The sequence below is a fragment of the Marinobacter bryozoorum genome (assembly GCF_023156245.1).
Lineage (GTDB): Bacteria > Pseudomonadota > Gammaproteobacteria > Pseudomonadales > Oleiphilaceae > Marinobacter > Marinobacter bryozoorum.
Window position 1 is genome coordinate 25,836 of the sequence record NZ_JAKZAH010000025.1, and the last position, 20,161, is coordinate 45,996.

General features: G+C 57.0%; 16 protein-coding genes and 1 tRNA gene. 12 read left to right on the forward strand and 5 right to left on the reverse strand.

The genetic code is table 11. The features are described from left to right. Positions 1-89: 89 nt before the first annotated feature. Positions 90-1,019, forward strand: a complete 930-nt coding sequence (locus tag MLC59_RS13445; RefSeq protein WP_248234925.1) for a histone deacetylase family protein — start codon at positions 90-92, stop codon at positions 1,017-1,019. 73 nt (positions 1,020-1,092) lie between these two features. Here the strand turns inward: MLC59_RS13445 and MLC59_RS13450 are convergent, their stop codons facing one another. Continuing rightward, positions 1,093-2,049, reverse strand: coding sequence for a flagellar protein MotY (locus MLC59_RS13450; protein ID WP_248234926.1), 957 nt, complete (start codon positions 2,047-2,049; stop codon positions 1,093-1,095). Between the two features lie 124 nt (positions 2,050-2,173). Between MLC59_RS13450 and pyrC the strand changes: the two genes are divergently transcribed. Then, on the forward strand, positions 2,174-3,208 hold the full coding sequence (gene pyrC / locus MLC59_RS13455) for a dihydroorotase (RefSeq protein WP_248234927.1): 1,035 nt from the start codon (positions 2,174-2,176) through the stop codon (positions 3,206-3,208). A 66-nt stretch (positions 3,209-3,274) separates the two neighbouring features. Continuing rightward, entirely contained in the window at positions 3,275-3,919 is a 645-nt protein-coding gene (gene rnt / locus MLC59_RS13460; RefSeq protein WP_282450996.1) for a ribonuclease T, read from the forward strand. 22 nt (positions 3,920-3,941) lie between these two features. Here rnt and MLC59_RS13465 read toward each other — a convergent pair whose 3' ends face one another. Then, positions 3,942-5,924 carry an SDR family oxidoreductase gene (locus MLC59_RS13465; RefSeq protein ID WP_248234929.1) on the reverse strand — a complete coding sequence of 661 codons (1,983 nt, stop codon included), beginning with the start codon at positions 5,922-5,924 and terminating at the stop codon, positions 3,942-3,944. 202 nt (positions 5,925-6,126) lie between these two features. On the opposite strand from MLC59_RS13465, the gene MLC59_RS13470 reads away from it, so the two are divergent. Together MLC59_RS13470 and MLC59_RS13475 are read left to right on the forward strand one after the other, a co-directional pair. Continuing rightward, the gene (locus MLC59_RS13470; protein WP_248234930.1) at positions 6,127-6,420 is read left to right on the forward strand and encodes a hypothetical protein; all 294 of its coding nucleotides are present in this window, start codon (positions 6,127-6,129) and stop codon (positions 6,418-6,420) included. A 56-nt stretch (positions 6,421-6,476) separates the two neighbouring features. Continuing rightward, the gene (locus MLC59_RS13475; RefSeq protein ID WP_248234931.1) at positions 6,477-9,323 is read left to right on the forward strand and encodes an insulinase family protein; all 2,847 of its coding nucleotides are present in this window, start codon (positions 6,477-6,479) and stop codon (positions 9,321-9,323) included. Here MLC59_RS13475 and MLC59_RS13480 read toward each other — a convergent pair. Next, entirely contained in the window at positions 9,302-9,943 is a 642-nt protein-coding gene (locus tag MLC59_RS13480) for a TIGR04282 family arsenosugar biosynthesis glycosyltransferase (protein WP_248234932.1), read from the reverse strand. The genes MLC59_RS13475 and MLC59_RS13480 overlap by 22 nt on opposite strands. Beyond that, positions 9,940-10,662: a TIGR04283 family arsenosugar biosynthesis glycosyltransferase gene (locus tag MLC59_RS13485; RefSeq protein WP_248234934.1), complete on the reverse strand. Its 723-nt coding sequence runs from the start codon at positions 10,660-10,662 to the stop codon at positions 9,940-9,942. The genes MLC59_RS13480 and MLC59_RS13485 overlap by 4 nt, the downstream gene beginning before the upstream one ends. Positions 10,663-10,764: 102 nt before the next feature. On the opposite strand from MLC59_RS13485, the gene MLC59_RS13490 reads away from it, so the two are divergent. Continuing rightward, positions 10,765-10,841: transfer RNA gene (locus MLC59_RS13490), tRNA-Arg, on the forward strand. 194 nt (positions 10,842-11,035) lie between these two features. After that, entirely contained in the window at positions 11,036-12,250 is a 1,215-nt protein-coding gene (locus tag MLC59_RS13495; protein ID WP_248234936.1) for a tyrosine-type recombinase/integrase, read from the forward strand. A 41-nt stretch (positions 12,251-12,291) separates the two neighbouring features. Here the strand turns inward: MLC59_RS13495 and MLC59_RS13500 are convergent, their stop codons facing one another. Beyond that, complete coding sequence (locus MLC59_RS13500; RefSeq protein WP_248234939.1) at positions 12,292-13,134, reverse strand: hypothetical protein; 843 nt, start codon at positions 13,132-13,134, stop codon at positions 12,292-12,294. A gap of 311 nt (positions 13,135-13,445) precedes the next feature. Here MLC59_RS13500 and MLC59_RS13505 point away from each other — a divergent pair, with 311 nt between their 5' ends. From MLC59_RS13505 to MLC59_RS13525, 5 genes are all read left to right on the forward strand, one after another. Beyond that, positions 13,446-13,634, forward strand: coding sequence for an AlpA family transcriptional regulator (locus MLC59_RS13505; protein WP_248234940.1), 189 nt, complete (start codon positions 13,446-13,448; stop codon positions 13,632-13,634). A gap of 214 nt (positions 13,635-13,848) precedes the next feature. Then, complete coding sequence (locus MLC59_RS13510) at positions 13,849-14,487, forward strand: inovirus Gp2 family protein (protein WP_248234943.1); 639 nt, start codon at positions 13,849-13,851, stop codon at positions 14,485-14,487. A gap of 173 nt (positions 14,488-14,660) precedes the next feature. After that, on the forward strand, positions 14,661-17,066 hold the full coding sequence (locus MLC59_RS13515) for a type I restriction-modification system subunit M (RefSeq protein ID WP_248234945.1): 2,406 nt from the start codon (positions 14,661-14,663) through the stop codon (positions 17,064-17,066). Then, positions 17,059-18,357, forward strand: coding sequence for a restriction endonuclease subunit S (locus tag MLC59_RS13520; protein WP_248234947.1), 1,299 nt, complete (start codon positions 17,059-17,061; stop codon positions 18,355-18,357). Before MLC59_RS13515 ends, MLC59_RS13520 begins: the two co-directional genes overlap by 8 nt. Then, a complete protein-coding gene (locus tag MLC59_RS13525) occupies positions 18,354-20,156 on the forward strand; it encodes a DUF262 domain-containing protein (protein ID WP_248234948.1) in 1,803 nt (600 codons plus the stop codon). The genes MLC59_RS13520 and MLC59_RS13525 overlap by 4 nt, the downstream gene beginning before the upstream one ends. The last annotated feature ends 5 nt before the right edge of the window (positions 20,157-20,161 follow it).

Sequence of the window (20,161 nt, forward strand, 5' to 3'; positions counted from 1 at the left end):
CAAAGAAACGCAGCGAAGCCGGTTGATCCCTGTTACCATAACCCCATCCATTTACGCCCCGGGGGGCTTGTCAGGAACATAACAAGACCATGACAACAGCGTTTTTCTCCCACGACGACTGTGCAAAGCACAACATGGGCGCAGAGCATCCGGAGTCACCGGAACGTCTGAGCCGGATTATCAGTTACATCGAAGACACTGGCCTTGACCAGGAGCTGGACTGGGTCAGACCCGACGAGGCTACCCGCGACCAGCTGTTGATGGTGCATCCGGAAAAATACCTGCATCAGCTCGATCTCATGCAGCCCACCAAGGGCCGCGTGTTTACCGACCCGGACACGGCTCTCATGCCGGACACCCTGCGGGCCGCCCGGCTCGCTGCCGGCGCCAGTATCGAGGCGGTAGACATGGTGCTCAGCAGCCAGGTCACCAATGCTTTCGTCTGCGCGCGCCCGCCCGGTCACCATGCCGAGCGCACCAAGTCCATGGGGTTCTGTTTCTATAACAACATTGCACTGGCCGCCATGCGGGCGCTGACGTTCCACCACCTGGAACGGGTCGCCATCGTGGACTTTGACGTACACCAGGGTAATGGCACCGTAGATATCGTGCAGGGCGACGAGCGTATCCTGATGTGCTCCAGCTTCCAGCACCCCTTCTACCCTCACTCCCATGTCTACCGACTGCCGGAAAACATCGTCAACATACCGGTGCCTGGCGGATGCCAGGGCCCCGAGTACCGCAAACTGGTGGAAGCGGGCTGGCGCAAGCGCCTGGAGGAGTTCAAGCCGCAGCTGATCCTTATTTCAGCAGGCTTTGACGGCCACCGGCTGGACCCGATGGCGGAGATGAACCTGGAAACCGACGATTACTTGTGGCTGACCCAGATGCTGACGGAACTCGCCAGTGAATATGCCAACGACCGGATCGTATCGACGCTGGAAGGCGGCTATCACTTGCGGGCCCTGGCAGAAAGCGTTGGCGCCCATGTCGGAGAACTGGTCAGGGCCGGGCGCTGACGCTCACCCCTCCCGGAACAGGCACGCCGTTTCAGCCGTTCACCTGGCCAGGAACTATGACTGGCCAGGGACCTCAGCCGTTATAGGCACCCGCACCGCGATCCGCACGTCGGATACCTTCATTATCCCCTTCTCTCTCCAGGCGAATTGTCGTGCGACGATTGTCCGCCGGGTTATTGGATACCGGGAACTCATCCGCGTGGGAGCGCACAATAATCATGGAATCCGGCACACCGGCCTGGATCAGGTAGTCCGCAACCACCTGCGCCCGCTCTTCCGCAAGTGCCCGGTTCCGGATACGGCTGCCGATGCTGTCCGAGTGCCCATCAACCAGCAGCCGCTCCACGGTCTGGTCAGCCGCCACGTAGGTCGCAATGTCATCCAGCTGTTGACGGTCGCGGTCTGACAAGGAAGTACTGGCGGAGGCGAATGGAATCCGGGAGCGCTGGATCTGATCAAAGTTCACCGGCAGCAGGCCACTCACACAACGCCGGTAATCTTCAAAGGGCGCACGGAAGTTGATGTTGGACAGCCGGACACGCACCGGACCACCGTCATAGCGCGCCTGGCGGGTAACTGTTGGTGCCATACCGGAGAGCAGCCCCTCCACCATGGCCATCGCCTCCCGGTGCCCCACTTCCACCGTTTTGCGACTGTCGCTGACATCCACATACCCCAATCGCCGGGTCGGCTCCCCGGGGCGCCAGGCCGGGGCCTCCACCACCAGAAGGCCTCGGCCCGGGCGCATCAGGGGCAGGTCAGACTCCAGGTAGAAGGTCAGTTTTTCACCGGCCCGGTGGCTGAATACGGCACGGCCATAGCCCGGCACTTGATGACTGAGGGCACAGCTGAAAACCGAGTCGGAAAGATACCAGTCACTGTTTTCAATACCGGCACCGAAACTCCGCGCGTCGACAGTGGTCGCCAATGTCAGGCTGCCACTTACCAGCAGTGCCAGTAGCGATCGGCGAAACCGTCCGCCCTTTGGCCCCGAGTGTGGGAACTGCTCCGCCTGTTGCCGTGTCGCCATAATCGTTACCGGATATCGGATTAAGAGTTACCTGGGGAGGTTGTCGGCCGGCGGAGCGAATTCTTTAGGTCAGGAGTCTGTTATACTCGCGGCGATTTTTTACGAGCCAGGAGCCATTGCCACCATGACCGACCAGATCACCCTTACCCGCCCCGACGACTGGCACCTGCACGTGCGGGACGGCGATGTGCTGGCGGACGTGGTACCGGCGACCGCACAGCGTTTCGGCCGTGCCATTATCATGCCCAACTTGGTGCCGCCGGTTTCCAAGGCCGCCCAGGCCCTGCAGTACCGGGAGCGGATACTCGCCGCACGGGGTGGGCACACCGGGTTCGACCCCCTGATGACCCTTTACCTCACCGGGACCACCACCGCAGACGACATCCGTGAGGCGAAGCAGGCCGGCATCCCGGCCGCCAAGCTTTACCCGGCCGGCGCCACCACCAACTCGGCCTCGGGCGTTCGTGATATCAACGAGATCGATGACGTACTGGCCGCCATGGCCGAATGCGGCATGCTGCTGCTCGTCCACGGCGAAGTCACCCATGACGACGTGGATATCTTTGACCGGGAGAAACAGTTTATCGACCAGGTGCTGGCACCGGTCATGGCAAGGCACCGGAACCTGCGGGTAGTGATGGAACACATTACCACCCGGGACGCGGCCACCTTTGTGAAAGAGCACAGCGAGGACCGACTGGCTGCCACCATTACGCCCCAGCACCTGATGTACAACCGCAACAACTTGCTGGTTGGCGGTATCCGGCCCCACCTGTACTGCCTGCCGGTACTGAAGCGGAACATTCATCAACAGGCCCTGCAGGATGCCGTGGCCAGCGGTGACCGGCGTTTCTTCTTGGGAACGGACTCGGCTCCCCACGCCCAGGACCGCAAGGAAACCACCTGTGGCTGTGCCGGCTGTTATTCCGCCTTTGCGGCCATTGAGCTGTACGCTGAGGTGTTCGAGGACCTGGGCGTTCTCGACAAACTGGAAGCCTTCGCCAGCTTCAACGGCGCGGATTTCTATGGCCTTCCCCGTAACACCGACACCATCACCCTGATCCGGGAGCCCTGGACGGTGCCGGAGTCGCTGCCCCTGGCCGGCGACCGGATAGTGCCGCTGAAAGCCGGCGAAACCCTGCGCTGGCGCCTGGCCTGAACGCTACATTGACTATTATTCCGACCGGGAGACGTTGTGACTGAAGAAACCAGGACACCCCACCCCATGGCCCGGCGCTTCCGGGGCTTTCTGCCCGTTGTGGTGGACGTGGAAACCGGGGGCTTCAACCCGCGTACCGATGCCTTGCTGGAAGTGGCCGCCGTGCTCATTACCATGGACGATGAAGGGTGGCTGCACCGGGGTGAAACCATTTCCCGGCACGTGCACCCGTTCGAAGGCGCCAACCTGGAGAAGTCCGCCCTGGATTTCACTGGTATCGACCCCTGGACCGAGGACCGTGGTGCGATCAACGAAAAAGACGCCCTGCGTGAGGTATTCCTGCCCATCCGCAAGGCAGTGAAGGAGTTTAACTGCAAACGGGCCGTGCTGGTGGGCCATAATGCGACCTTCGACCACAACTTCGTGTTCGCAGCGGCCGAACGGGCGGATATCAAGCGTAACCCCTTCCACCCGTTCTCCACCTTTGACACCGCCACCCTGGCGGGCCTGGCGTACGGTCACACGGTACTGGCGGAAGCCTGCAAGAGGGCGGGGCTGGAATTCAGTAACCGAGAAGCCCATTCCGCTGCCTACGATGCCGAGAAAACCGCCGACCTGTTCTGCGGCATCGTGAACCGATGGAAGTCCCTCGGCGGCTTCCCGCTGCCAGAACCGGCCAGCCAGGAGACCACCGGTACCGCCAGCGCCTGAGGGAAACCCGTCAGACGCCTCCCTACCAGTGAATGCCGCGCATCAGTGCGGCAAAGGCCACCTGTTCCGACGTCACCTGCGCCTGCTCGCCCTTGCGCCCCGAGGCCCCCGGCGAGTCCGGGAACATGCGATACCCTGTGTTCATTACGATCTCGCCCAGCTTCGGAGCCACGGCGTGGGTCACCTGGGCAAACACACCCAGGCGGGTGGCGATGCGCTTGGGGCGGTGAATGATGGCTTCGGCCACCATGTCCGCCGCCTCATCCGGGGTCAGCGTGGGCACTGAGTCATAGATCCTGGTGGGGGCAATCATCGGCGTTTTCACCAGCGGCATGTTGATGGTGGTGAAGGTGACGTTGCGGTCGGACCACTCGGCTGCAGCGCATCGACTGAAGGCATCCAGGGCCGACTTGGACGCCACATAGGCCGAAAACCGGGGTGCGTTGGTCAGCACACCGATGGACGAGAGATTCACCACGTGCCCCCGCTTGCGCTTCAGCATTTCCGGGGCAAATCCCATGATCAGCCGCACAGCGCCAAAATAGTTGAGCTGCATGGTGCGCTCGAAATCATGGAAGCGGTCAAAGGAATGCGACAGTGACCTGCGAATGGAGCGGCCGGCATTATTCACCAGTACATCCACACCTCCGTGGTTAGCCAGTACCTCGGTCACGAACCGGTCACAGGCCTCCATATCCGCAAAGTCACACTGGTAGGCATGAACCTCCGCACCCCGCTCCCGCAGGGCCTCGGCAACCTCTTTCAGTCTTTCCGGCTTGCGGGCACCGATCACCAGTATGGCGCCGGCGTCCGCCAGCTTTTCCGCTGTGGCAAGGCCAATCCCGGAGGTTGCACCGGTCACCACACAGACCCTGCCCTCAACCGCGCCCCGCAGGCTGCGATCACGAAACAGGTCCGGGTCCAGGTGGCGCTCCCAGTAGTCCCAGATAACGGGTGCGTAGTCGGTCAAACGGGGTACTTCAATACCACTTCCCTTTAATGCCCGCTCTGACTCCCGGTTGTCAAAGCGGGTCGGGTAGTTGATGAACGAGAGCACGGATTCGGGAATACCCAGGTCATCCAGAACCGCTGACGTCAGCCGCTTTACCGGCGGCAACCCCTTCAGGGACTGGCGGATAAACGGCGGCACAAACCCGAACATCCGAGAATCCACCCGCATCGCCATCCTTGGGGCGTGGCCTGCCTCGCAGAAGATGTTGAGGATCTCTCCCACCTTGTAGGGATCCGGGTCGACCAGGTGGAAACACTGGCCATCCTCCCCTTCCTTATGGGCCAGGTAGTCAAGCGCGTCTGCCACGTAATCCACCGGCACGATATTAAGCCTGCCCCCTTCCACGCCGATGGTGGGGACCCACTGGGGCAAGGCGTGGCGTACCTTCTGGATCAGCTTGAAGAAGTAATACGGGCCGTCCACCTTGTCCATTTCGCCGGTGCGGGAGTGGCCAATAACCATGCCAGGGCGATAGATGCGGAAAGGCACCTGGCACTCATTGCGAACCAGTGCTTCCGAATCATGCTTGCTTCGCAGGTAGGGATGCTCGAGGCCGGTGGCCTCATCAAACATGTCTTCCCGGAAGGTACCCTTGTACAGGCCGGCAGCAGCAATGGATGACACATGGTGGAAGCAACCAGCCTTCAGGTCTTGCGCCGCTTCCAGGGCATGCCGGGTGCCGTCCACGTTGGCCCGTTGTTGTGCCTCGGCATCAGAGGCCATGTCATAGACGGCTGCCAGGTGGAAAAAGTGGTCGACGTTGCCAGCCAGGGCCTTTCGGGTTTTGGCGTCGAGCCCCAGCCCCGGCCTGGACAAGTCGCCCACCACCGCGTGGACCCGGTCAGCCCCCTCACCCCATCGCTCCCGCAGGGCCTCCAGCTTGTCCAGGGATTCCCGCCGCACCAGCACATGCACCTTGCCACCCCGGGCCAACAACCTGGCCACCAGGAAACGGCCAATAAAACCGGTACCACCCGTCAGAAAATAGTTCATGATCATCCTGCCCTGCGTTGTTGTAATGATTGCGTTCCTCACCCTTACTTTATGCCAACATGGGAGATCGCGAAACGCGAACAGAACAAAGTGTTGACCTGCCTCAGGGTCACCCCGGAATGCATCCGGCGGAACCAGATGCGATAATCCGGGTCTTATCCACCCCGGAGTCCCGGAACAGTCATCAGCAGGAGAACCTTGAATGTCCAGCCAGGACAACGCTGACCGTTATATATCCATTGCCCGCGCCTGCCTCAGGGCCATCAACGACACCGCTACCAACAGTGGCAGCCGCGAAGAGAAGATCCAGGCCGTGTACCAGGCGATCGACGAGGCCTTCCAGGCGGAATTCGCTGAACAGCGCCAGTCCATTGCGGTGATGGCCTCCGTACTCGAGCGCATTGCCTCCGGAAAGCTCAGTGGTGATGAAGCCGCCACCCTCGCCAGGATCACCCTGGACCAGCACCCCGGCACCGATCAGGGCCAGGTGCACTGAGCGGATAACTGACCTGAAACCAGCGCCACTTCCCAGACCCGCTAAAGGAACCCCGTATGGCTAACCATTCTGTTGCACGCCTGATGTTCACCTGGCTGGCCACACTGCTGGCCCTGCTGGCGATCTCGACGGCACAGGCAGCCACCGAGGACCGGCTGGAGCCGATCAAGAGCCCCGCGGACAGCAATGAATACCGGTACCTGAGCCTGGACAACGGTCTGGAGGTACTGCTGGTTTCCGACCCGGACGCCGACAAGGCCGCGGCCTCACTGAACGTAGCGGTCGGTAGCGGCAACAATCCGGCCGGTCGTGAAGGGCTGGCGCACTTCCTTGAACACATGCTGTTCCTGGGCACCGAGAAATATCCGGACCCCGGCGAGTACCAACAGTTCATTCGCAGTCATGGCGGAACCCACAACGCCTTTACTGCCTTCCAGGACACCAACTATTTCTTTGATATCCAGGCCCAGCACCTGGAGCCGGCCCTGGACCGCTTCGCCCAGCAGTTCGCCGCGCCCCTGTTCACGGCCGACCTGGTGGACCGTGAACGTAACGCAGTGCACTCGGAGTACAGCGCCTCACTGAAAGAGGATGGCCGCCGTTACTTTTCAGTGCGCAAAGCCATCAGCAATCCGGACCATGCCTTCAGTCAGTTCTCGGTAGGCAACCTGATTACCCTGGACAACACCGACGAACGGCGCCTGCGGGACGACCTGATCGAGTTCTGGGAAAACGAATACTCGGCCAACCTGATGACCCTGGCGGTCTACGGCCCCCAGTCGCTGGACGAACTTGAAGCCATGGTTCGCCCCCGCTTCAGCGTGATCGAAAACCGGAACCTGGAAGTCAGGGAACATCCGCAGCCGGTGTTCGACAAGGACGCGCTTCCGGCCCGGCTGCAAGTTCAGACGATTAAAGATATCAAACAGCTACAGCTGGTTTTTCCCATTCCATCTCAACAGGAAAACTACCGCACCAAGCCCCTGCACTATGTGGCCAGCCTGCTGGGCCATGAAGGTCCGGGCAGCCTGTTCGACGTGCTCAAGCGCAAGGGCTGGGTAGAAAGCCTGTCCGCCGGCAGCGGCACCGACACCGGGCATCACTCGAGCCTGGAACTGAGCATGGCCCTGACCGACGACGGCCTGGACCACCAGGAAGACATCATTGCCCTGACATTCGACTATATCGACCTGGTTCGTACCGAAGGTATCGACCGTTTCCGCTTTGAGGAAGACCGTCAGCTGTCAGAAATCGATTTTCGCTACCAGCAACGTCCCGAGCCCCTGCACCTGGCCATGCGACTGTCCATGGAAATGCAGGAAGTAGCACCGGAGGATGTGTTAAGGGCTCGCTGGATGATGACCGAGTACGCCCCCAATCAGTACCGTGACCTGCTGAGCAGGCTGACGCCAGAGAACGTGCTGATCACCCTCCGCACCAACGAACCCTTGCCAGAGAGCGCCAGCGAGACACCCTGGTATGACACACCCTACCTGCTGAAGAAGAACATCAGTGTGCCCCAAGGTGACAGCCAGGCGGAATCGCTTGCCGGACAGCTGGCGCTGCCCGAAGAGAATCCTTTTATTCCGGACGATCTCAGCGTTCTTGAGGGGCCTTCGCTGGAACAACCGGAAAAGCTGGCCACCCGGGCCAACCTGGAGCTCTGGTACGCAAGGGACACCCGCTTCGGCCGCCCGGAAGCGAACATTTTCCTGAGCCTTCGCTCGCCCATGACCACCGAGTCACCCCGTGGCCAGGTACTGACCCACCTGCTGGCAGACGCCGTGTCCGTTGAACTCAATCCCTGGGCCTACCCCGCCCGGATGGCCGGGCTGGACTACCGCGTTTACCCGCACTTGCGCGGCCTGACCATACGAACCGGTGGTTACCATGATCGCCTGCCGGTGTTGATGAACCGGGTAATGTCGACGCTGGCCGACCCGGTGATCAGCGAACAACGCTTCCGCATTGCCCGCCAGCAACTGATGGACAGTCTGCGCAATCGCTTGCAGGACAAACCGGTGGCCCAGGCCGCCTCACTGGTACAGGACACGCTGATTCTGGGAGCCTGGACAACGGAAGAGAAACTGGCCGCTGCAGAGGCGCTTACGGTGGACGACCTGCGGGCATTCGCCGAAGCGTTCAACGAAGAAGTTGACGCGGTAATGCTGGTACATGGCAACGCCACACGGGCCTTTGCACTCAATACCGCCGGGCAGGCCCGGGCCACGCTACTGCACAACTCACAGGCTGCAACGGTTAACCGCAGCCAGGTTCGGGACCTGCCGGAAGGACAGACCGGGATACAGCTACAGGTACCCCACCCGGACACCGGCTACCTGCGGTATAGCCAGGGCGCGGACACCAGCTTTGCCGAGCGTGCCCGCTATCGCCTGCTAGCCCAGGTAATCAGTGGCGCCTTCTATGAGGAACTCCGTACTAAACGACAGCTGGGCTATATCGTCTATGCCACGCCGTTTGAGATGCTTGAAACACCCGCGATCGGACTGGTCGTGCAGTCACCCGAGGCCAGTGCAGAAATCATTGACCAGGCGGTCGCTGATTTCGCTGCAAGCTTCCGGGAGCACATTGAGGGCATGGACGACAGCGCACTGGAGCGGGAACGCCAGGCCGTTATCAGCAAGTTGAAGGAACAGGAGCGCACCCTGTCAGAGGTGTCTGAACGATACTGGCGGGAAATTGACCGGCAGGCGACCGACTTTGACAGCAAGGAACAACTGGCCGCTGCAGTGGCACAGGTGAGCAGGGAACAACTGCTGGCCACCTTCGACCACGCACTCGCCGAGCTGGATTCCAGCCTGCTGGTCGTGACCGGGTCGGAACTGGAAACCTCGGAGGAAACCATCAACACGCTGCGAAATCAGCCGCCGGTAAAAGACTGACCTACCATAGCGATGAACCGGTCCCAGTCGGCCGGTTCATCCACGTCCCAGCGGGGCTCCAGGGTAGCCACGGACAGCCCCGCCCGTTCCACCGCCAGGAGACTCTGCACCAGCGCCTGCTCGGATCCCCAGGTTACGCCATCAAGCATAGCTTGCCGGGTATCCCGGGCTCCAATCAGTACGTAGCCGCCATCATCGGACGGACCAAACACCACATCGGCGTGATCTAGGGCCTGCCTTGCCTGCTCGATATACTCCGGGTCTACCGACGGACAGTCACTGCCAATCACCATGGCCTTGCCCGCACACTCAAGACCCTCTGCCAGCGCATGGGTCATCCGTTCGCCAAGGTCAGCACCCTGCTGGATGGTAGAAGGCAAGTGGTTCCTTTTCATGGCCGCCAGAACCGGCCCGGCCTCCGGCGGGGGTGTCGCGAGGGGCTGGTCCCACGCCAACAATAGCGGATGACCGCTGTTACGTAGCCGCTCCATCACGGTCAGGGTCAGCCGGATGTGGGCTTGCAGGGCTCCTTCCTGGCCCAGGCGGGGCTCAAGTCGGGTTTTCACCCTCCCGGGCTGGGGCCACTTGGCAAACTGGATCAGCTGAACGGTTGAGCTCATGCCGGTCCTGCCTCCGACCTGCCACGCCTGACGTCCGCCCGATAAGCCCGGGCCAGTTCGCCGGGGTCGGCACCACGCCAGTAACGCCACCGCAGCCGCCACATCAGCCAGATCGTCCGGCAGGCACCGTTCTGTTCCCAGCGCCGGCTGTCAGTAATCACGGGGCTGGCCACACAGAACGGGCGTGACACACGTTTGAGCCGTCGGCACAGCTCGATGTCCTCCATCAGCGGCATTTCCCGGTATCCTCCCTGCGTGTCGAGCACCGACCGGCGCACGAATATGCCCTGGTCCCCGGTCGCGATACCGGTGAGCCGGGAGCGCAGATTCATCATAAAGGCGATAACCCGGTAAATTCGGCGATTACCGCTGAGGCGAACATCAAAACGCCCCCAGGCCCGATCGCTGCTCATAAAGTCGTGCAAACGGCTGGCAGCGTCTGGCGCCAAGACCGTGTCACCATGCAGGAACAACAGCACATCACCGCTCGCTTTCTCGGCCCCACAGTTCATCTGCACCGCCCGCCCCCGCGCAGAGACCACCAGTTGATCACAGAAGGGGGCCGCCAGCGCACGGGTATCATCCGTGCTGTCGCCGTCAACCACGATGACTTCGACGCCCTGCTCACGCAACGCGGCGAGGCGCTGAAGCGTTGGCACGATGGCCGCGGATTCATTAAGAACGGGAATGATGATACTGACAGCAGGCGACCGTGGCACCGGGTGCTCCGACGCAAAAAAGTGAATGGGACCGACGGATCAGCGAACCCGCCTTGAGACATGGGCAACAGCCCGTTATTATACCGGCCTTTCCGGCGAAACGCCCCCGTAGCTCATCTGGATAGAGCGTCCCCCTCCTAAGGGGAAGGTAGCAGGTTCGAGTCCTGCCGGGGGTACCAATTACCCTTCCACCAAGATCCACCATCCTCCGCAAACTACCGTTTTTAAACACGTTTTACCTTATACTTAGTCCATGACCATCCATTGACATCCATGCTCAGCCACAACCTTTGGGGGTACATCTGGGGGTGCAAACTGAAATGCACCCCGCTATAGTAAGTTTTATACCCCCAACCGCTGCAGGATACCCCCAATGGCAACGGACAAGCTGACCGACAGACAGATCAAATCTGCCAGCTTCGAAAAGTATGGCAAGCGCACCAAGCTCTCTGACGGTGCAGGCATGTACCTGGATATCCAGCCGTCGGGCAAGTATTGGCGCATGAAGTACCGGTTCGGCGGCAAAGAAAAAACATTGGCTCTGGGGGTATACCCGGACGTTCCACTAAAGCTCGCCCGGCAGAGGCGCTCTGAGGCACGAGCATTAATCGCTGACGGCGTAGACCCCAATGAGATCAAAAAGCAGGAAAAAGCCACTGAGCAGGAGAAAAGCGACACCTTCAAGGTTGTTGCGGAAGAATGGCTGAAGCTGAAAAAAGGAGAGCTCTCCGAAGGCACCTTGAGAGTAGCACGTAGAAGACTGGAGACCTGGACCTACCCGAAACTCGGCCACTTACCTATCGCAGACATCAAGCCTGCCAAGATTCTGGAAACGCTTCGCGAAATCGAGAACCAGGGTAAACACGAAACAGCGCACCGCATACGCCAGCGCATTGGTGAGATCTATCGGTACGCCGTCGCAGAAGGCCGAGCTGAAACAGATCCTACCTCCACACTGAAGGGCCTATTGAAGACGGTACCTACACAGCACAGAGCTGCTATAACCTCCGCAGAAGAATTGGGGGCACTATTACGGGCCATCGACGCCTACAGTGGCCACGCATCAACCAGAGCGGCACTGAAGCTCGCTCCGATGCTGTTTCTGAGACCCGGTGAACTCAGGAACGCTGAGTGGGCGGAGATAGACCTGGAATCGGGCACGTGGGTCGTGCCGGGCAAACGCATGAAAGGCACTCAGAAGGCAAAACGGGCCGGTTTAGTGCCGGACCACATTGTTCCCCTGCCCAAGCAAGCGGTTGCTGTTCTGAAGGAACTCCAAGCGGTAACGGGCCATCAGCACCTGGTATTCGAGTCTGTGAAATCGGGCCGTCCACTGTCCGATAACACCATTAACGTCGCACTTCGATCCATGGGCTTTGATGGCTCCACGATGGTCGGGCACGGCTTCCGCGCAACAGCTTCGACACTACTACATGAGCAAGGATGGCAGCCAGAAGTCATTGAGCTACAGCTTGCGCACAAACAGCGCAACCAGGTTGCTGCCGCATATAACCGTTCCGCTCGACTCAAAGAGAGGAAACAGATGATGCAAGCCTGGGCTGATTACTTGTTTGAACTAAAGGGCTAGTATTTACACGCTGCAAGCGTGATCAACAAGTAAAATCACTACTATCCCAGTTTGCTCAAAGCATCCGCAACGAGCTTATCTATAACCTCACCACCACTTCGATATCCATAAATCGCTCGCAAGCTTTTAATTGCTGCCTTTGTCTCAGCCTTGACCAATACATTGGACTGAACCCTCTCCTTGCTCTTCTTTCGACCACGAGCTTTCCACTGTGCCTTCAGACTGTTGATAAAAGCCCTTTTCATTCCGACAGAAAGATCAGACCTATCAATGACGCACTTAAACTTTAACACCCGATCTTCTGATGTTACCGGTGCATTTATTACTCCATAAACATGACCAAATAAATCATTTTCCTCAAGCTTTTCAAGAAGCCAAAAACCTAACCGCTCATCACGGATATTGATCCAGTTATAACTAACATCAAGCTTCAAGTTCTCTGACCATTCATACCGCAACTCCCGAACTATAGCCCGCTTCTGAGATATAGAAATATTTGCTGTATCTAAAGCAGCTAGCAAGGACTGCTGATACCCTAAAATACCACTCAACCAATCATCTTTTACATCGAAACGATAAACCTCTTTAAACTTATAAAAAATCCAACTAGACAAGCGACCATCAGCACCATCAAAGAACGATAATTCGCTATCTGGAATTAGGCTTTTATTATGCTCCTCTCCGATCTCCTCCAAAACATATGGACTACTTTTTTCTAGCACAGAAGATATATCTGATGCCATTTGGACATAATCATTAAAGTTTGAATAGCTTAGTTGATACCCTCTTCCCACCAAGTAATACCATAGCCATATAAGATCACGCTCACCGTATCCAGAAAAGACCTTTGGCAACTCTCTCTGAAACCGAAGACCAACAGACATACACCACCCTATCAATTCATTTAATCATCTAACTGAGGAATATACCTAAAATAGAATAGCACAGTTCTACCGCAAAAAATGGCTCAAACTAGCATTTTTCTAGGGTCATTCTAGAATGATATTTCCTATCTGAATTCATTACATCAATAACTTACGAACGTTTCAGCAATTAGTAGGCGGCCGTCCCTGGTTTTTCTTGGGATGGCTTGAGGCTCGGGGTTAATCACCATCAGCCTACGCCCTGCCCCATCCATATAAATTTTTACTGACGTCCCTGGATCTTCTGAGACCAACCGTTCAGGAGATCAGCCATGAGAATCCTCAGACTCAGAGACGTGATGGACAAGACAGGCCTTGCCCGCTCGACAGTTTACAAGTACATCGAAGCAGGCACTTTCCCTAAGCCAATTGATTTAGGCGGCAGGTCTGTAGGCTGGGTAGACGAAGAAATAAACGACTGGATACTGGAGAAGATTAGCCAGCGTGACTCCTGTCAGTGAACAGGAGTCCCCTCTCAAATCCTACAAGATTTTTGCAGACCAAAAACCCACTAATCCCACACATCCTCTACAGCCCAGGTTACAGCTTATGGATAATTCAAAGACGAAAATCCATGTAGGTTTTAAATATTATTAACCAATAGCATCAATAAACACATACACATCCAATAGAGATAAGACCAACAACCAACACCAAGATACGGAGACCATGACAATGACTCAGGCATACAACATGCCCCTCACTACAGAGGGCATGTTTAACACAAAGCCCCTCCTTCCAAAGCACGGCCCATATATAGAAAGTTATCTTCATCGGATAGAAGGCACTATCAATCAGGCGGTCATTAACCATCCCCATTCAATTGCCATAAGAATAGATCTCAGACTTCCCTGCTGGTACGACTGGCGTAATGAAGCCGGGCGGCCTTTGTTCAACAGATTTATCGACTCACTAAAAGCGAAGATCAAGGCCTATGGCAACTCACTGTCCCGTCAAGGTAAACGATTTCATCCAACCAATGTTGGTTTCATCTGGTGTAGAGAGTTCACCAACCCTAATTATCCCCACTATCACTGCATCCTGTTCTTCAATAAACAAACCTTTCGGGGACTGGGTGAATTAGGGGTTGGTAGTACCGGCTTGTATGGAATGATCAGCAGGGCCTGGTGCAGCGCATTGAACTGCACCCAGGAAGAAGGTGACGGGCTCATTCACGTCCCACAGAACTACCTTTACCATCTTCGTCAGGGAGAACGGTACGATGACTTGTTCAAGCGCGCCAGCTATCTGGCGAAATACGACACCAAGGTGTGGGGATTAGCCAGCCACAATTTTGGGACAAGCAGGAGATGAAGCACCAGCAACTGAGTGAGCACCCCCAACCGGCCACCTCTCATCAGCCGGTTGATCATCCGTTTCCTAGCGGGCAATATCACCCCACTCAAACGCAACATTCGCGACACCCTCCGACTCAATCTGTCGCACCTTTCGAATAGCGTTCCCAGAAACACCAAACGGAAGTACCCATGGCCTTAACGCTCGAACAACTTGAACGCCACCTGTTCAAAGCTGCTGACATTCTCCGGGGCAAGATGGATGCCTCGGAGTTCAAGGAATACATTTTCGGCATGCTGTTCCTCAAGCGCTGCTCTGATGTGTTCGAGCAGCGCTACCAGGAAGTTGTCTCCAACCAACTGGCAAAAGGCAAAGGCGAGGTGGAGGCGAGAGCCATTGCGGACATGGAGAACTGGTACAAGTCCACCTTCTATGTGCCCAAGCAGTCCCGCTGGGAGTTCCTGATGAACGATGCCCACCATGGCGTGGGCAACTACCTGAACAAAGCACTGGCAGGCCTGGAAGAGCACAACGTAAGCCTGGCAGGCGTATTGGAGCATATCGACTTCACCCGAAAGGTCGGCTCCACCACCTTACCGGACAAGAAGCTGCGGGATCTGATCGTGCATTTCAGTCAGTACCGTTTGCGGAACGAAGACTTTGAGTTCCCGGACCTGCTGGGTGCCGCCTACGAATACCTGATTGGCGACTTTGCCGATTCTGCCGGCAAGAAAGGCGGCGAGTTCTACACGCCACGCTCAGTTGTGCGGATGATGGTCCGGCTAACCAATCCCCAGGAAGGTCAGAGCGTGTACGACCCATGCTGTGGCTCTGGTGGCATGCTGATCATGTCCAAAGAATATCTGGAAGAACAGGGTGGCGATCCAAACCTGCTCTCATTGTTCGGTCAGGAAGCGTCTGGTTCAGTTTGGGCCATCGCCAAGATGAACATGCTGTTGCACGGTATCACCAGCGCCGATCTGCGAAACGAAGACACTCTTACTGATCCTCAGCACGTCGAAGGCGGTGAACTGATGCGTTTTGACCGCATCCTCACGAATCCACCGTTTTCTATCGGCTTCACACCCAGCAACCAGTTCCCGGAAAGGTTCCAGTATGGCCAGGTGCCGGAAGGCGCGAAGAAAGCCGATCTGATGTTCCTACAGCACATGGTTGCCAGTCTGAAATCCGATGGCACGCTGGCCACGGTTATGCCCCACGGCGTGCTGTTCCGGGGTGGTGATGAAAAACGCATTCGTGCCGGGCTGCTGGAGAACGATCTGATTGAAGCCGTGATCGGCCTCGCCCCCAATTTGTTCTACGGCACCGGCATCCCTGCCTGCATCCTGGTATTGCGCAACAAGGGTGCTAAAGCACCAGAACGCAAAGGCAAGGTGCTGTTCATCAATGCAGACCGGGAATACTACGAAGGCCGGGCACAGAACCACTTGCTGCCGGAGCATATCGAGAAAATCGCCAGCACCTTTGAGACGTTTGACGAGGCAGACAATTTCTCGCGCATTGTTAGCCTGGAAGAGCTGCGGGAAAACGACTACAACCTCAACATCCGCCGCTATGCGGATAACGCCCCACCACCGGAACCCCAGGACGTGCATGCACACCTGGTGGGCGGTATCCCCCTGAAAGAAGTTCGGGCCAAGCAACCTCTGTTTGATGCCCAGGGTCTTGATCCCATGGACCTATTCACGCCCAAGCCTGGTGAAGAAGATTATGTGGACTTCCGGGATGAGCTCACTGATAAAACCGCGATTAAACCAGCCATCGAACAAAATGCCGGCATTCAACACAAAGAGGCTCGGCTCAAGGACAGCTTCGAAACCTGGTGGAAGCAACGAGCTCCACATATTGCCGAGCTCTCCGGCAACGGCCAGCAACTGAGCGCTCTGCGGGATGAACTGATAGGCACCTTCACTCACGCCCTGGACCCGATCGGCATGCTGGATCGGTTTGCTGTACGTGGCATCATCGCCGGTTTCTGGGATCAGAATAAGAACGAATTCCGCACCCTGCAGGCCCGTGGCGTACAAGGCGTGGTGGACGCCTGGCGTACCAGCGTCATCACGCTGCTGGAAGATGACCAGAAGAAGACCAATCCACTGGCTCACAAACTGGTGACCTTCCTGCTCGCCGACTACGTGGCCGAGCTGGAAGACCTGCAGGCTCGCAAGGCCGAATTGGATGCCCGCATCAAAGCCGCCACGGCACAGCCTGAGGAAGACGATGAAGCGGAACCGGATGAAGACGCGCCCACCGAAGCGGATATTAAAGCGTGGAAATCCGAACGCACCAAAGCCACCAAAACACTGAAAGGCAAACGGGCCAGCTTTGAGGCTCTTCTGAACGAAGCGGTGGATGCACTGGACGAAGCCAGTGCTGCAGAGCTGATGTTAACGATTCTGCGCAACGACATGTTGGGGATACTGGACTCCTACATTCGACAGCAGCGGCAGGAAGTGATCGATGCGTTCGAAGCCTGGTGGGATAAATACTGGGTAACGCTGGCCAATATTGAGGCTGAGCGGGACTCATCAGCCGAAGAGCTGAAAGGATTCCTTAAGGAACTCGGCTATGTCTGATTACCAACGTGTACTAGCTGATTTACCAGACGACTGGAAGACAGCCAAGATTGAAGATCTGGGATCAGTTGTGAGTGGCGGAACGCCCAGCCGTGAAATCACGAATTATTGGGGCGGCACCATTCCGTGGGTTACCCCCGGCGAAGTAACTACTTTAAAGGAAAAAACGCTCCGTCTGACGCATGAATCGATTACCAATGAGGGGCTTCGTCAAAGCGGAGCGAACCTTCTGCCTGCAGGCAGCCTGCTAGTCACTACCCGGGCATCTCTTGGGTACTGTGCCATCAACTCAGTCCCGGTAACGACCAATCAGGGATTCAAAAGCATTGTCTTTCGCCAAAGCTCAAACCCCGATTTCTATTATTACTGGACGAGAAAAGCTTGCTCAGAACTGAAGCGGAGAGCGTCTGGGACGACCTTCCTGGAGATATCTGGATCAGACTTCAAGCAAATTAAATTCCCTGTTCCGCCATCAGCAGAGCAGCGAAAAATCGCCCAAATCCTGGACACTCTGAACACCCAAATCCAGAAAACCGAGGCCCTTATCGGGAAACTGGAGAAAATCAAGGAAGGCCTGCTTCACGACCTGCTCACCCGAGGCATCGACCAGAATGGCCAGCTCCGCCCCACGCCGGAACAGGCGCCGGAGCTTTATCGGGAATCGGCTTTAGGGTTGATTCCGAAAGAATGGAAGGTTCGAGAATTGGAGGACGTCGCAAGCGTCGAGCGCGGACAGTTTACTCATCGCCCGAGGAACGATCCGAAGTTTTACGGTGGCCCTTATCCATTCATTCAAACGGGAGACATTGCGAGATCTCGAGGAAAGCTCGTGTCGTTGTACTCTCAAACTCTAAGCAGCAGAGGACTGACTGCAAGCAAAAAGTTCCCCGCTGGAACGATAGCCGTTACCATCGCTGCCAATATTGCCGACTCTGCAATTCTAGCAATACCTATGTATTTCCCCGACAGCATTGTTGGAATTATACCTTCTGAAGGCGTGAGCACTCGCTTTATTGAGCTCTGTATAAGAAGGGCGAAACAGCATTTGGACGCAAGAGCGCCACAAAGTGCGCAGAAGAACATTAACCTTCAAGATCTAAGGCCCCTGAAAATCCCGTTCCCAGGCCAGAGTGAGCAACAGCAAATTGCAGAAGCTTATGAAAGTATTGCTCAGCGCATTGCCCGTGAAACGCATTGCTTAACGAAGCTCTCATCCCAGAAAACTGGCCTAATGGACGACCTTCTCACCGGCCGAGTCCGCGTCACCCCCCTACTCAAGGATGCAGTATGACCACCTTCGACAGCACCAAACGCTCGCTACCCGAACTGCTCAAAGACATCACCAATGGCAAAATCCAGCTGCCGGATTTTCAGCGTGGCTGGGTGTGGGATGATGAGCACGTAAAGAGCCTTCTGGTTAGTGTCGCACGGTCGTTTCCTGTGGGTGCGGTCATGCTTATGGAGACCGGTGGTGAAGTGCAATTCCAGGTGCGGCCGGTTGAGGGCATACCCGCAAACGATGTTACCGATAACCCTGAACAACTCATCCTGGACGGCCAGCAACGCCTGACGAGCCTGACGCAAGCCATTGCCCTGACTACCCCGGTGGACACGCGCACCGCGAAAGGCAAGGACATCCTTCGTCACTATTACTTCGATATTGCGATGGCCCTGGAAGGCGACGACCGTCTGGATGAAGCCGTCAAAGCGGTGGATAAAGGTCGCCAGGTTCGCAGCAATTTTGGCCGCGACGTGGAGCTAGATCTTTCCACCCGTGAGCTGGAATGCCAGCAATTGCACTTCCCGTGCGACAAAATTCTGGACGACTCCCAATGGCTGCAGGATCTGTTTCAGTTCAACCCGGAAGGTATGGAACAGTTCCTGAAGTTCAAACAGAAGATCATTGGCGCGTTCGTCGCCTACCAGATCCCGATCATCGAGCTGAAAAAAGAAACTTCAAAAGAAGCCGTTTGCCTGGTTTTCGAAAAGGTGAACACAGGCGGCGTTCAGCTTTCTGTCTTTGAGCTGATGACGGCCAGCTATGCCGCCGAGGGCTACAACCTTCGAGACGACTGGTTTGGCTCTGATATCCGTAATGTGGCTTCAAGACGGGAACGCTTGGCCAAACACGAATTACTCAAAGGCGTCGAGAGCACCGATTTTCTGCAAGCCATCACCCTGCTCCACACGCGACAGCGCAAATACCAGGACATCGCAGACGGGAAACAGGGCAAGCAGGTTCGACCAGTCAGCGCCAAGCGGGCCTCTGTACTGGAGCTGCCGCTGAGCGCTTACCAGAAATGGGCAGATGAAGTTGAGGCCGGCTTTATTGAAGCCTCCAAGTTCCTGTCGGGTGAATGCTTCTTCAGCCGGAAAGAGCTGCCTTACGGTACCCAGCTCGTGCCACTTGCCGCGACACTGACCTTGCTCGGTGAACGCTGGCGAGAGCCGAAGGTTCACCAGAAGCTGGCCCGCTGGTTCTGGTCTGGTGTATTGGGCGAGCTATACGGTGGCGCGGTTGAAACCCGCATAGCAGTGGATCTCGAAGAGCTGATGAACTGGTTCGAGGACGACAGCTCAACACCTCGCACCGTCACCGATGCTTCCTTTGACCCAGAACGCCTTGAGTCTCTGCGTAGCCGATTGAGCGCAGCGTACAAGGGCATCAACGTCCTGATCCTGCGTGAAGGCGCCTCCGATTTCTTCTGGAAAGGCCGCATCCAACAGTTGGACACTCAGGAAGTGGCGCTGGATATTCACCACATCTTCCCTCGCGCCTGGTGTGAGGCCAATGGAATCCCGCCCAAGGTCTATGATTCGATCATTAACAAAACCCCGATTTCCTATAAAGCCAACCGGATGATTGGTGGAGATGCGCCGTCACGTTATCTGGCCAAGCTTCAGAATCATGATCAGGTGCAGCTCGAAGACCCTGAGATGAATGCCATTCTGGAGGGACACTTCATTCCAACAGCCCAATTACGGGCCGATGATTTTACTGGGTTCTTCGAGTCGAGAAAGCGTTTGCTGATGGGGCTAATCGAGAGAGCCATGGGCAAAAAAGCACTCTCGGAAGATATGCATTCGTAGCCACA

Bases quoted from the DNA above. Each gene is read 5' to 3' on its own strand.
- MLC59_RS13445 (WP_248234925.1), top strand. From the start codon at position 90: ATGACAACAGCGTTTTTCTCCCACGACGACTGTGCAAAGCACAACATG.
- MLC59_RS13450 (WP_248234926.1), bottom strand. From the start codon at position 2,049: ATGGCGACACGGCAACAGGCGGAGCAGTTCCCACACTCGGGGCCAAAG.
- pyrC (WP_248234927.1), top strand. From the start codon at position 2,174: ATGACCGACCAGATCACCCTTACCCGCCCCGACGACTGGCACCTGCAC.
- rnt (WP_282450996.1), top strand. From the start codon at position 3,275: ATGGCCCGGCGCTTCCGGGGCTTTCTGCCCGTTGTGGTGGACGTGGAA.
- MLC59_RS13465 (WP_248234929.1), bottom strand. From the start codon at position 5,924: ATGAACTATTTTCTGACGGGTGGTACCGGTTTTATTGGCCGTTTCCTG.
- MLC59_RS13470 (WP_248234930.1), top strand. From the start codon at position 6,127: ATGTCCAGCCAGGACAACGCTGACCGTTATATATCCATTGCCCGCGCC.
- MLC59_RS13475 (WP_248234931.1), top strand. From the start codon at position 6,477: ATGGCTAACCATTCTGTTGCACGCCTGATGTTCACCTGGCTGGCCACA.
- MLC59_RS13480 (WP_248234932.1), bottom strand. From the start codon at position 9,943: ATGAGCTCAACCGTTCAGCTGATCCAGTTTGCCAAGTGGCCCCAGCCC.
- MLC59_RS13495 (WP_248234936.1), top strand. From the start codon at position 11,036: ATGGCAACGGACAAGCTGACCGACAGACAGATCAAATCTGCCAGCTTC.
- MLC59_RS13500 (WP_248234939.1), bottom strand. From the start codon at position 13,134: ATGTCTGTTGGTCTTCGGTTTCAGAGAGAGTTGCCAAAGGTCTTTTCT.
- MLC59_RS13505 (WP_248234940.1), top strand. From the start codon at position 13,446: ATGAGAATCCTCAGACTCAGAGACGTGATGGACAAGACAGGCCTTGCC.
- MLC59_RS13510 (WP_248234943.1), top strand. From the start codon at position 13,849: ATGACTCAGGCATACAACATGCCCCTCACTACAGAGGGCATGTTTAAC.
- MLC59_RS13515 (WP_248234945.1), top strand. From the start codon at position 14,661: ATGGCCTTAACGCTCGAACAACTTGAACGCCACCTGTTCAAAGCTGCT.
- MLC59_RS13520 (WP_248234947.1), top strand. From the start codon at position 17,059: ATGTCTGATTACCAACGTGTACTAGCTGATTTACCAGACGACTGGAAG.
- MLC59_RS13525 (WP_248234948.1), top strand. From the start codon at position 18,354: ATGACCACCTTCGACAGCACCAAACGCTCGCTACCCGAACTGCTCAAA.